Raw genomic sequence first — 11,637 nt, 5'->3', positions numbered from 1 at the left:
TCGGAGTCCAGGCGAAGTGGCAGAAACAGACACCCCGCGGTCGTGGGACCGGCGGGCACGCGCCCGTGAAGAGTTCATCGACGCCGCCTACCGGGTGATCGACACGCACGGCCCACGCCCGAGCATGAACGACATCGCCAAGGAGGCGGGGGCCACGAAGCCCCGGCTGTACCGGCACTTCGCCGACAAGGCCGACCTCTACAAGGCCATCGCCGACCGCACCACCCACGACGTCTACAAGCTGGTGGCGCCCAAGTTCAACTTCCTGCTCACCACACCGCACGAGGCGCTGAACCATGCCATCACCGGCTACGCCGAGGTGGTCGCCGAGCACCCGAACGTCTTCCGCTTCCTGGCGGACGGCGAGCTGAAACAGGACGGCGCGGGATCCGCCCTGTCCCTCGACGTCGAGCGCGACCTCACCGAGCGGCTGGCCGGCGTCGCGTCGACGATCTTCGAGTCCGTGTCCGCCGAAGTCTCCGACGTCCGGTTCACCGCCCGCGCCGCGGTCGGGATTATGGTCTCGACCACCGACCTGTGGCTCGAGTCGTCGAAGGGTTCCGCGAAACCGGACACCGAGTACTTCGTCGGCCAGGTGGCGCCCCTCGTGTGGGGCGTGCTCGACGCGTTCCTCCGTCGCAACGGGATCGAACTCGACCCCACCGAGCCGCTCTATCTCGCGCTCGCCCGCATCAACGCCCCGTGAGTACTTGTCAACCTCCTGTGGTTAATAAGTACTCACGGCGGAAGTGGCTGGACTCCGGGCAGAGGGCGGCGACCGGTGCGACGTCGGTCGCGTAGTCGACGTCGCGGAGCGTCGGCAGCGACAGCACCTCGGCGCCCGCCGCGAGGAGGGCCTCCCGGGTGAGGCGTCCGGTGTCCGGACTCGACGTGGGAACCGATCCGATCGCCTCCGTCGCCACGGCGTCGGGCACTCCGAGGATCCACCACCCGCCGTCCTCCGCGAGTCCGAGGACGCACCGGCCTCTCCGTTCGGTGAGCAGGTCCGCCGATTCGGCGAGCAGTACCGCCGTCACCTGCGGTGTGTCCATGCCGATCTGGAGTATCGGCAGGCCGAACGCGTCGAACGTGTCGGCGTGGGCGTTCACCAATCGCGCCGCGAAATTCTCACCCCGCTGCGGCAGCACCGTGAAACAGTCCAGCGCCGAGGCGATGTCGGTGCCCCGGACCGCCCGGCCGAGGTCGCCGGTCATCGCCACCACCCGCTGCGCGACACCCGCACCGGTGACGGCGTCCAGGGTGTCCAGCAGCGAGGCGGCGGCGAGGTCGGCGGCCCGGGCGTCGCCGACGTCCCGCGCGAGCCGGGTCTTCGCGAACCCGGGCACCGGCGCCTTCGCGACCACGAGTACTGCGACGTCGAGGCTCACCCGATCACCTTCCAGAAGTCGTGGACGGCGACGACGGTGCCCTTCAGCGAACCCGACACCTTCGACGCGCCGGCGGTGCGCGGCCGGTACGTGATGTCGTGTTCCACGACCCGCCAGTGGGCGCGGCCGGCGAGCACGAGAAGCTGCAGCGGATAGCCCGACCTGCGGTCGTCGACACCCAAGTCGAGGAGGTCCTGTCTGCGCACGGCTCTCATCGCCCCGAGGTCGTGGATCGGCAGCCCGTACCGGCGCCGGAGTCGTGCGGCGAGGACGGCGTTGCCGATCCTGCTGTGCAACGGCCACGTGCCGCGTCGATCGGCCCGACGCCGTCCCACAGCGAGGTCGGCTCCCGAGCCCAGCGCGGCGACCAGTCGCCGGAGTTCACCCGCGTCCATCGAGCCGTCGCCGTCCAGCACGCAGACCACCGGTGTCTGCGCCGCCAGCACCCCGGCGTGCACGGCCGAACCGTAGCCCGGGACGTGCTCCCGCACCACCGACGCACCGTGCGCCCAAGCGACCGCGGCGGTGTCGTCGGTGGAGTTGTTGTCCACCACCACCGTCCGGTAGTCGCGGGGCACCGCCGCCAGCACTCCGGGCAGGGATCCGGCCTCGTTCATGCACGGGATCACGACGGTGACGTCCCGCGCAGAGATCGGCTCGCGCTCAGACACGGGGAGGTCCCGCCGGCGCCGCGTCCCTCAGGGGAGCGTGCGCGAACGCCGCGATTCCCTCGGCGGGCATGATCTGCGCCCGGAACCCCAGCCGCTCCCGGGCCAGCCGGGGGTCGGCGACGATGTGCCGCACGTCGCCGGGACGGTACTCGCCGGTGACGACGGGTTCGGGGCCACCGTACGAACGCGCGAGCGTCGCGGCCACCTCGACGATCGTGATCGGTTGCCCCGAGCACACATTGAACGCCGAGAATCCCGGCAGCGCCGCCTCGACCGCGGCCACGTTCGCCGCCGCGACGTCGTGGACGTGCACGAAATCCCGCGTCTGCCTGCCGTCCTCGAACACGTGCGGAGGGTCGCCGTTCTCGAGGGCGGAACGGAACATCGCGGCCACGCCGGAGTACGGGGTGTTCCGCGGCATGCGATCGCCGTACACGTTGTGATAGCGCAGAGCGGTCACGGAACCGCCGGTGGCCAGGGCCCAGGCCAGCGCATAGTTCTCCTGCGCGACCTTGCCTGCGGCGTAGAGACTCCGCGGCCGCAGTGGCGAGTTCTCCTCCACGAGGGCCCACTGCAGGGGCTTCCCCGTATCGGGATCCGTCTCGTCGAAGATTCCCGCCGCCAGGTCCTCGGTCCGGCGGGCGGCCGGTTCCACGAACTCGCCCCGCCCGTTGCGGTACCGGCCTTCTCCGTAGACGACCATCGACGACGCGAGTATCAGCTTCTCGCAACCCGATTCGTGCATCGCGGCGAGCAGTGTCGCCGTACCGAGATCGTTGTGGCTGGCGTAGGCCGGGGCATCGCTCACGTCCACACCGGCACCGACGACGGCGGCCTGATGACACACGACGTCCACACCCCTCAGTAGTTCGATCAGAGCGGGAAGGTCGCGGACGTCGGCGCGTCGCACACCGTCCGGCGGTTCGACGTCGGCACCGTGCGCTGACGGGAGCAGAGCGTCCACGGCCACGACGTCGTGACCGGCTTCGATCAGCGCGACGCGGACGTGACCGCCGATGAATCCGGCTGCACCCGTGAGCAGTACACGTGTTCCCGTCATGGTAACTCGATCGGCAGTGTCACACCCTCGTGGACGCGACAGGCTTCGCAGGGGCCGTCGGGGGCGGCGGCGATCGCGGACCGCACCAGCGTCTTCAAGGACCCGAGATTGCGCTGGAACTCGGCGAACACGTCCACTGCGCGTACCCCGGCGCCGGCCTCGATTCCCGCATCGAGGTCGGTGACCAAAGCGATGGTGGCGTAGCAGATCTCGAGTTCCCGGGCGAGGACCGCCTCGGGGTGGCCCGTCATGTTGACGAGGGTCCAGCCCTGCCGGGCGAACCACACGCTTTCCGCCCTGGTCGAGAAGCGCGGGCCCTCGACCACCACCAGCACACCGCCCTCCACGGTGCCCGGCCGGGCGGCGGCCTTGCGCAGGTCCGAGCAGTACGGGTCGGCGAACTGGACGTGCACGCCGCCTCCGTCGAAGTACGTCTGGGTGCGTCCGCTGGTGCGATCGACCAACTGGTCGGGCACGACCATCGAGCCCGGTCCGAGGTCGGGGGTGAGGCTTCCGGCGGCGCAGGGGGCGAACACCTGCCGCACGCCCAGCGTGCGCAGCGCCCACAGGTTGGCGCGGTACGGGATGGTGTGCGGCGCGAATTCGTGCCGGGCGCCGTGGCGGGGGAGGAACGCCACCCGCCTGCCCTCCACGTCGCCGACCGTGATCGGGGCGCTGGGGCGGCCGTACGGAGTGTCGATCGCGACTTCCGCGGCGTCCTCGTCGAAGAACGAGTAGAAGCCGCTCCCGCCGATCACGGCGACGTCCGCGCGGGCCGGTTCGCGTGCACTCATTGCGGTCATGCAGTCAATCCTCCGTCGTTATGCTGGGCGCGAGTGCGACTTTCGCCGAAGGAGATGACGTCATCGGATCCCCGCAGCGCGCCGAGGAGCGGAATTTCCGGTACCGCGACGTCGTGGGCGCCGCACTCGCCCTGATCCTGGTGGTGGTCGCGTTCGTCGTCCCGCGGCTGGGAAACGAGACGATCACCCCCATCGTCCACCGCACCGCGGCGAGTGTGCGGGACTTCGCGGACGCCGCGCCGCTGTTCGGGTTCCGCGACGTGCACGTCGGGTGGGGGACGCCGGTCGCCGTCGCCGTCGCGGCGGCGGTCGTGTTGTGGGGGCCGGGCCTGGCGCAGACGTTGGCGTGGCGTCGTCTCACGGTGGGAGTGTGGCTCGTGTCCGCCCTGTGGGCGATGGCGCTCGCGCTGGTCGACGGCTGGCAGCGTGGGTTCGCCGGGCGCCTGACCTCGACCGACGAGTATCTCCACGAGGTTCCTGGTGTCACGGACATCCCGGCGACGCTGCGTGGTTTCGCAGACAGAATCCTGGACCTGCAGCCCGATTCGTGGACCACCCACGTGTCCGGGCATCCGCCCGGTGCGCTCCTGACGTTCGTCTGGCTCGACCGGATCGGACTCGACGGCGGCGCCTGGGCGTCCGCGCTGTGCGTCGCGGTCGGATCCAGCGCCGGCGCCGCGGTGATCGTCGCCGTCCGTGCGCTCGGTGACGAGGCCATGGCTCGTCGCGCGGCCCCGTTCCTCGTCCTCGCACCCGCCGCGATCTGGGTGGCGGTGTCGGCGGACGCGCTGTTCGCCGGCGTGGTCGCGTGGGGCATCGCCCTGCTGGCCCTCTCGGCGACTCGTACCGTCCCGGTGCCCGCGCTCGTCGCGGTGGCGGCGGGTGTGTTGCTCGGCTTCGGTGTCTACCTCAGCTACGGGCTCACGCTGATGGCGATCCCGGCGGTCGCCGTTCTGATGATCGCGCGCACGGCCCGCCCGCTGGTCGGCGCCCTGGCCGGTGCGCTCGCGGTGGCGGCCGTGTTCACGCTGTACGGATTCTGGTGGTTCGACGGCTACCAGCTGGTGCAGGACCGGTACTACCAGGGCATCGCGTCGGATCGTCCCTTCGCCTATTGGGGCTGGGCCAACTTCGCGTCGCTCGTCTGCGCGGTGGGGTTGGCGGTGCCCGCCGCACTGCCCCGGGCGTTCGCCTGGTCGCGGGTGCGGGCGCTGTCGCCGGTTCCCGTCCTCGTGCTCTCCGCGCTGGCGGCGGTGGTGATCGCCGATCTGAGCGCGTTGAGCAAGGCGGAGACCGAGCGGATCTGGTTGCCGTTCGAAGTGTGGCTTCTCGCCGCCCCCGCACTCCTGCCGCGCGGAAGCCATCGGTTCTGGCTCGCGGTGCAGGCCGCCGGTGCGCTGGCCGTCAACCATCTGCTGTTCACGAACTGGTGACGGCCGGCGCATCCGAGGTGCCGTTCGGGGGCAGACGGTCACTTGGTCGCGATCGTGATGGTGGCGATTCCGACCAGCAACCCCGGCTTCACGGCGTCGGTCTTGAACGTCTCGTTCAGCAGTCCGGCCGCGTCCTCCGAGATCTTGACCTCGGTACCCTGCAGGATCGCGGTGTCGTTCGGGCCTGTCTGCAGCGGCTTCAACGTGCGGCCGTTGAGATCGAACAACACCGCATCGGTGGCCGCGGACGCACCGTTGACGCTCACGTCGCCGGTGAGAAGCGACGTGCCCGGGTCGATCGCGAAATCGGTGAGTTCGACGACGGTGCCGGGCGCCGCCAGCGACAATCCGCTCCCGTCGTGCATGATCTCGCCCTGTACGTAGGGGTCAACCGTGCCCGGCTCCCAGTACTTCACGTTGCCGCCGGTGATCGGGAAGCTGACCGATCCGTCGGCGAGGGCCGCCGTACCCACCACTCCGGGTGTGAGGCCGAGCGTCGTCAGGGCACCGGTGAAGCCGGAATCCAGTGCGACGGCGGTACTCACCCCGGTCAGGTTGTCGACCTGGGCGACGGGTGCGGGTTGCGTGGATGCTGCTGTGCTCACATTCGACGACGCATTCGAGTCGTTGCTCGAACACGCCGCGAGCGGGGTCAGGGCCAGGGTGCCGATGGCCGCCGCTACGAGTGCTTTTCGATAGTTCGACATGATGATCAAACAGCCTTTCCGGAGGAAGGGGGTGGGTGGATGTTCACTAGGTATTCGGTGCGACCTCGCCGGCGGATGGGAGCTCTTTACGCCCATTCCATCCGCACGAAGTACCGATTCGCGTGCTGCAGAACATCGGTCACGCTCAGTCCGGCGGCGCGGGCGACCCCGGACACCGCCGCGACACCCACACTCGCCCAGGCGAACCATTCTCCGGCGAGATGCTCCGTCTCCCAGCGCAGTAGTTCGTGACGAACTCCTGTCGTGGTCGGCGGATCCACCTCGGCGATGACAATTCCGTGCGGTTGCAACAGTTCTCGCGCGCGGCTCAGTATCCGCACCGGCTCTCCGCCGATGCCGATGTTGCCGTCGGCGAGCAGCACCCGGTCCCAGTGTCCGGACCGCGGAAGTGGCGCGAAGAGGTCGCGGTGCAGAGCGAGGCCGCCGCGGCGGATCGTGAGTTGGACTGCTGTGAAAGAGGAGTCGACCCCCAGCGCCGTGACACCGGCCGAGACGAGTGCCGCGGTGAGGCGGCCCGGTCCGCATCCGAGGTCCACGGTGGCGCCGTGACACCCGGTGAGCATCACGCGGTCCGCGATCCGATCGGAGAGGGTGGATGCGTCCCCGCCCATCCACCGGCCCACCGGCAGGGGTCGACGCGTCCCCCGGGCGTCGCGCACCCAGCACGGGAGACCCGCGGACGCGCGCCGCATCAGGAGGTCCGTGGAGACGTCGGTTCTCCTCATGGGTCGCTCCCCGTGTCACCAGTCCTGCGGGACAAGGCGAGTCGCATGGCGTAGGCGACGGCGGACACCGCGAAGAACGCGGCGGTGAGCAGCAGCCAGCGTTCGAGGAAGGGTTCCTGCGTCAGCCCCGTCGCAGCGAGATACGCGTCGGCGCCCTGCTCGATGATCCCCGGCAGGAACAGCAGCAGCGTCAGACCGGACGCGAGCGCCGGCACGCGAATGTAGTTGAGTGCCGAAACCGACCGCGGTCGTGGAGTTCTCCTGCCCCGCATCGCGTTCAGCCCGGACGTCAGGGACCGGTCCGCGAGTGCGTACAGCGGAAACAGCACGAGGTCGTGCGCGATCACCGCGCCGAGGAACCACACGGCGATCGACTTCCACCACACGTCCTGATCCCACAGATTCTGCGGACCGACCACCGCCACCGCATATCCGGCGAGGGCGAACGTGAACAGTACGGCCAGCAGATGTAGCGGGTTGGCGCCGTAGAAGCGGGCGAATCGGCGCATCTCACGCCTCCCGGAATTCGATGGCCTGCACCCATTTGGTGTTGTGGACGCCGGGCAGGGCGGGAACGATGATCCGGGCGGGGTAGCCGTGGTCGAGGGACAGGTCCGCGCCGTTGACCTCGAGGGCGAGCAGGGCGGCGGCGTCGAGCACCTGATCGGATGTGAGCACCGCCTGGTTGAACGCCCCGGATCGTTCCAGCGACGTCACCTTCGCCGACGCGAACGCGGTCACCCCGGCGGCGTCCGCGAGGTCACGCAGTCGCACACCCGTCCACGTCTCGGTGGTGGACCATCCCTCGACGCACGCGATCGGAAGAGTCGCGGTGTGCGACGGCATGGCGCGCAGCTGACTTCGGCTCAGCTGCACGGTTTCCGCGCCACCCGTCACCGAGAGCCGCCAGGTGTCGCCGGTCTGCTCCGGGGTGATCTGCGCGGCTGCGGCGGTGCGGTTGATCTGAAAGTCGTTGGGACCGTCGCCGTACGAGCGGCCGCGGGGGAGAAGCAGCGCGGCATTGCGCAGGAACCCGCCGGTGGTCTGCCCGACCGACAGGACGGCGACCAGTGCGGCGCCGCCACCGACCAGGGCGAGGGCGCCGCGGCGGCTGATCGTGGGCGAGGTGGGGTCTTCGGCCACGAGGCCGTTCTCGTCCGGCGGTTCGGGGCGCGTGTCCGCGCGGGAGGTGCGCAGCACTTCACGCAACGACCGGGAACGCAGCGACCTCACCATCAACGGCACCTTCAGGATCGTGTGCGTCACGAACCCGGCGATGAAGACCCACGCGCCCCAGTAGTGCGCCGTGTAGAAGTCGAAGCCGAAGATGTAGTCGTACTGGATGTTCAGCACCCCGGTGATGATTTCGAACAGCGCACCGCCGACCAGGGCGATCAGCGACAGACGTTCGAGCGCCTGCGCCGGCGACCGCACCGGCGGAAACACGAACAGTTTCGGGATCACCGACCACAGCTTGGCGAGCACGATCGGCACCAGGATCAGTCCGAGCCCGACATGCAGCCCCTGCGTGAGCCGGTACAACCACGACGGCCGGGTGGGCCACGCGAAGTACGGAAGGTGCAGCCACCCGACGTCGCCGGGACGGGCCTGCCCGAACTGCGGACCGTACGCGATGTACGAGAGCAACCCCGTGACGATGACGACCGGAAGTCCGATCAGCAGGACGAGGCCGAACACGGAGGTCAGCCACGGTCCGCGCAGTGGACTGCGTGATCGTGGGCCGCGAGAGTGGTCGGTCATGGTGTATCAATCCCTCCGGCTCGATCATCTCGAGCCTCAGAGGTAATTCGGTGCCGCCGCCGTGCAGGACTGCTTCGCCCGTGAGTACTTATTAACCGCGGGAGGTTAATAAGTACTCACGGGTGCGCGCCGTGCCGGATTTCGTCGCGGGGCTGGTCGTACCGGATCATCTCGTATCCGATAATCGCGAGCAGGACCGCGGTGAGCACGCCGAGGGTGGCGAGGGCCGGGATGTGCCAGACGGCGGGGAGGAGCGCGATCAGGACGACCGCCGTCACGACGCGCGGCACGGTGACCGACCTCGTCGCGTAGGCCTTGAACGCGACCAGCGCGAGGAGGTACAGCGCCGCCCCACCGAACAGTGCGATCAGCGGCCAGCCGTACAGCGGGTCGGTGAGCCGGTGATGGTTGCCGTCGCCGACGTACGACAGGATCTTCTTCAGACCGAGCGACAGCATCACGATCCCGATCACCATCGGCAGGTGCAGGAAGCTGTAGCAGTTGCGGGCGATCTTGATCTGACGCGCACCGGTTGCCTCCTCGAAGGCGTGCTCGACGGCCAGTGACGTGACGTCGAAGTACGACCACCACAGCAGCCCCGACACCGCGAGTCCCAGCAGCGAGGCGACGATGATCGCCCAGGAGATCGGCAGGCTCGCGACGCCGATGCCGATCGACACGATCGACTCACCGAGCGCGACGATAATGATGAGGCCGTGTCGTTCGGCGAAGTGGCTGATCGACCGCAACCGCCAGTCGGTGCCGCCGATCAGTGTGCCGATGTAGTCGCCGGCGAGGGCGAGGATCCACATCACGGTCTGCGCCGTGCCGGTGAGCTGCGATGCGATGAGCAGGAACACGGTGCCGGTGACCATGCTCGGCGCGAACCGCAGCACCTGACCGCGCAGTTGGGGGTCGGTGCGGCTGATCACCCAGAACATCACCAGGTGCAGCAGGCGGACGACGAAGTAACCGAGGGCGAAGATGACGGGGCCGTCGAGTCCGCCGGTCAGATCGTCGAACGCCTCGGGGATCGTCAGGGCGGTGATGAACATGGCGCCCATCGCGCCGAACATCACCACCCGCACGATGCCCTCGTCGGCGCGTACGAGGTTGCAGAGCCAGGCGTACCCCACCCAGCTCCACCACAGGACGGCCATCACCAGTGCGCCGCGCAGCAGGTTCACCCCGGTGGGGTCCTCGGCCATCAGATCGGTGACGCGGGTGAGGGCGAACACGAAGACGAGGTCGAAGAACAGCTCGAGCGGCGACACCGACGCTCGTTCTTCGACGAGACGGGGACGCAAACGATGGGCGAAAGTCACGGGGAGAATGCTGCCACCGGACGGCGACGGGGCAAAGTCCTACGAGCTGCGGCGGTCAGTGGGGTCGGGCGCAGTCTTTCGTTCGGGGGAGCCGACGGGGGTGCGGGGGATCCGCCCGGTGAAGAACAACGCCGTGATGGCGAGGAGTGCGGTGACGGCGTACGCCACCTGGAGTGCCTCGAGTCGCGCGTCGGAATTGATGTCGAGGATGTCCTGGGCGGTGGCGTCGGGTACCGACGCCTCCTCCAGGGCCGCCGCCAGTTGAGTGTCGGAGAGGAACGGGACACCGCTCGCCAGTTCGGTGGTCGCCCGCTCTTGGACCGACTGCGGAACGTCGGGATCGGCTTGGATCCCCGCGACGATCGAGGTGCTCAGGGTCGCGATGAGCACCGATCCGATGAGCGCCGTCCCCAGGGACGCGCCGAGGTTGGTGGCGGTGTTCTGCAGCCCGCCGACCTCGGCGCTCTGCGAGTCGGGGACGGCCGAGACCGTGACGGCGCCGAGTTGGGAGGCCAGTGCACCGAGTCCGAGCCCCATCAGCAGCATCGGAACGGCCACGACGCCGGCGTTGGCCCCGGGGTCCATCCCGGCCACGAGGAACAGGATGCCGACGATCATGGACGCCAGACCGAACCGGACCACCCTGCGCGGGTTGGCCTCGGGCCGGAGTTTGGGGATCCCGGCAGCGGCCAGCAGCAGTGCCACGGACAGCGGGATGAGCCGGATCCCGGTTTGGAGCGCGTCGAGTTCGAGCACCACGGACAGGAAAAGGGGGACGGTGAAGAACACGCCCGCTTGGACGGTGAACTGGGCGAAGAACATACTGAGCCCGCCGGCGAGTTGACGGTTCCGCAGCAGTCGGGGGTCGATCAGCGGCTCGCCGCCGGTGTCGGCGAGATGGGCTTCCCACCGCAGGAACCCGTAGAGCACCAGGAGACCACCCAGCACCAGCCACACGACCGGCGACAGTCCCGCGATCGCGGTGCCGCCGGGCTTGGCCTGCACCCAGCCCCACTCGCTCGAGCGGAGGACGCCGAACACGATCATCCCGAGGCTCACCACCGACAGCGCCGATCCGACCAGGTCGAGGCGCACCTTCGCCGGTGGAACGTCGTTGATGCGTCGGAGCACCAGCAGGATGAGGAGGACGATCACCACCTCGCCGGCGAAGACGTACCGCCACGACGCGAACGTGGTCACCGCACCGCCGATGAGGGGTCCGGCGGCAACTGCCATCGCACCCGCCGCGGCCACCAGACCGTAGGCGGCGGGACGCCTTTCGGCCGCGAAGTTCGCCGCGACGAGGGCGACGATCGCGGGCATGATCAGCGCGGCGCCGATCCCTTCCAGCAGGGACCATCCGATCAGCAGCACCGCCAGGTTGGGGGACAGCGCCGTGGTGAGCGAGCCCGCGCCGTAGACGATCAGGCCGAGTGCGAACGCCTTGCGCCGACCGATGATGGTGCCGATCTTGCCGCCGGTGATCATCAGCGTCGCCATGACGAGCGTGTACAACGTGATGGCCGTCTGGATGCCGGTGATCGTGGTCCCGAGATCCGACGCGACCGTCGCCATGGACACGTTCATCACGGAGCTGTCCAATGTCATCAGAAACTGGCTGGACGCCAGCACCGTGAGCACCAGACCGGACCCGGCGACCGCGACCGACTCTTTGCCTGAACTCACGACGGCCTTTCCTGGGGCATCTCGAGGCTCGCTTCGGTGAACACTTCCGTGAGCTGC

Annotated in this window: 12 protein-coding genes; 2 read left to right on the top strand and 10 right to left on the bottom strand. The window is 69.0% G+C overall.

The features are described 5' to 3' along the window. The first annotated feature begins 16 nt into the window (after positions 1-16). The gene (locus tag ACNJ7E_RS23125; protein WP_280782959.1) at positions 17-706 is read left to right on the top strand and encodes a TetR/AcrR family transcriptional regulator; all 690 of its coding nucleotides are present in this window, start codon (positions 17-19) and stop codon (positions 704-706) included. Positions 707-713: 7 nt separating this feature from the next. Here the strand turns inward: ACNJ7E_RS23125 and ACNJ7E_RS23120 are convergent, their stop codons facing one another. Genes ACNJ7E_RS23120 through ACNJ7E_RS23105 form a run of 4 tightly spaced genes read right to left on the bottom strand, consistent with a single transcriptional unit; the run spans position 714 to position 3,922 of the window. Continuing rightward, entirely contained in the window at positions 714-1,388 is a 675-nt protein-coding gene (locus tag ACNJ7E_RS23120) for a TIGR04282 family arsenosugar biosynthesis glycosyltransferase (RefSeq protein WP_280782958.1), read from the bottom strand. Continuing rightward, on the bottom strand, positions 1,385-2,041 hold the full coding sequence (locus ACNJ7E_RS23115) for a glycosyltransferase family 2 protein (protein WP_418341095.1): 657 nt from the start codon (positions 2,039-2,041) through the stop codon (positions 1,385-1,387). Before ACNJ7E_RS23115 ends, ACNJ7E_RS23120 begins: the two co-directional genes overlap by 4 nt. 10 nt (positions 2,042-2,051) lie before the next feature. After that, positions 2,052-3,119, bottom strand: coding sequence for an NAD-dependent epimerase/dehydratase family protein (locus tag ACNJ7E_RS23110; protein ID WP_418341063.1), 1,068 nt, complete (start codon positions 3,117-3,119; stop codon positions 2,052-2,054). Continuing rightward, positions 3,116-3,922 carry an S-methyl-5'-thioadenosine phosphorylase gene (locus tag ACNJ7E_RS23105; protein ID WP_418341062.1) on the bottom strand — a complete coding sequence of 269 codons (807 nt, stop codon included), beginning with the start codon at positions 3,920-3,922 and terminating at the stop codon, positions 3,116-3,118. The genes ACNJ7E_RS23110 and ACNJ7E_RS23105 overlap by 4 nt, the downstream gene beginning before the upstream one ends. 20 nt (positions 3,923-3,942) lie before the next feature. On the opposite strand from ACNJ7E_RS23105, the gene ACNJ7E_RS23100 reads away from it, so the two are divergent. Beyond that, positions 3,943-5,355, top strand: coding sequence for a hypothetical protein (locus ACNJ7E_RS23100; protein ID WP_280782955.1), 1,413 nt, complete (start codon positions 3,943-3,945; stop codon positions 5,353-5,355). Between the two features lie 38 nt (positions 5,356-5,393). Here ACNJ7E_RS23100 and ACNJ7E_RS23095 read toward each other — a convergent pair whose 3' ends face one another. The 6 genes from ACNJ7E_RS23095 to ACNJ7E_RS23070 form a co-directional block, all read right to left on the bottom strand. Beyond that, complete coding sequence (locus ACNJ7E_RS23095) at positions 5,394-6,062, bottom strand: hypothetical protein (RefSeq protein ID WP_283332783.1); 669 nt, start codon at positions 6,060-6,062, stop codon at positions 5,394-5,396. An 86-nt stretch (positions 6,063-6,148) separates the two neighbouring features. Next, positions 6,149-6,808 carry a methyltransferase domain-containing protein gene (locus ACNJ7E_RS23090; RefSeq protein WP_418341061.1) on the bottom strand — a complete coding sequence of 220 codons (660 nt, stop codon included), beginning with the start codon at positions 6,806-6,808 and terminating at the stop codon, positions 6,149-6,151. Further along, on the bottom strand, positions 6,805-7,317 hold the full coding sequence (locus tag ACNJ7E_RS23085; protein WP_418341060.1) for a hypothetical protein: 513 nt from the start codon (positions 7,315-7,317) through the stop codon (positions 6,805-6,807). Before ACNJ7E_RS23085 ends, ACNJ7E_RS23090 begins: the two co-directional genes overlap by 4 nt. Position 7,318: 1 nt before the next feature. After that, positions 7,319-8,569: a molybdopterin-dependent oxidoreductase gene (locus ACNJ7E_RS23080; protein WP_418341059.1), complete on the bottom strand. Its 1,251-nt coding sequence runs from the start codon at positions 8,567-8,569 to the stop codon at positions 7,319-7,321. A 116-nt stretch (positions 8,570-8,685) separates the two neighbouring features. Beyond that, the gene (locus tag ACNJ7E_RS23075) at positions 8,686-9,894 is read right to left on the bottom strand and encodes a low temperature requirement protein A (RefSeq protein ID WP_280782950.1); all 1,209 of its coding nucleotides are present in this window, start codon (positions 9,892-9,894) and stop codon (positions 8,686-8,688) included. A gap of 39 nt (positions 9,895-9,933) precedes the next feature. Continuing rightward, positions 9,934-11,580, bottom strand: a complete 1,647-nt coding sequence (locus ACNJ7E_RS23070; protein ID WP_280782949.1) for an MFS transporter — start codon at positions 11,578-11,580, stop codon at positions 9,934-9,936. Positions 11,581-11,637: the final 57 nt, after the last annotated feature.

The sequence above is a fragment of the Rhodococcus mengyinensis genome, from assembly GCF_048381435.1.
Lineage (GTDB): Bacteria > Actinomycetota > Actinomycetes > Mycobacteriales > Mycobacteriaceae > Rhodococcus_F > Rhodococcus_F opacus_D.
This window is presented reverse-complemented; position numbering and strand designations above follow the sequence as displayed.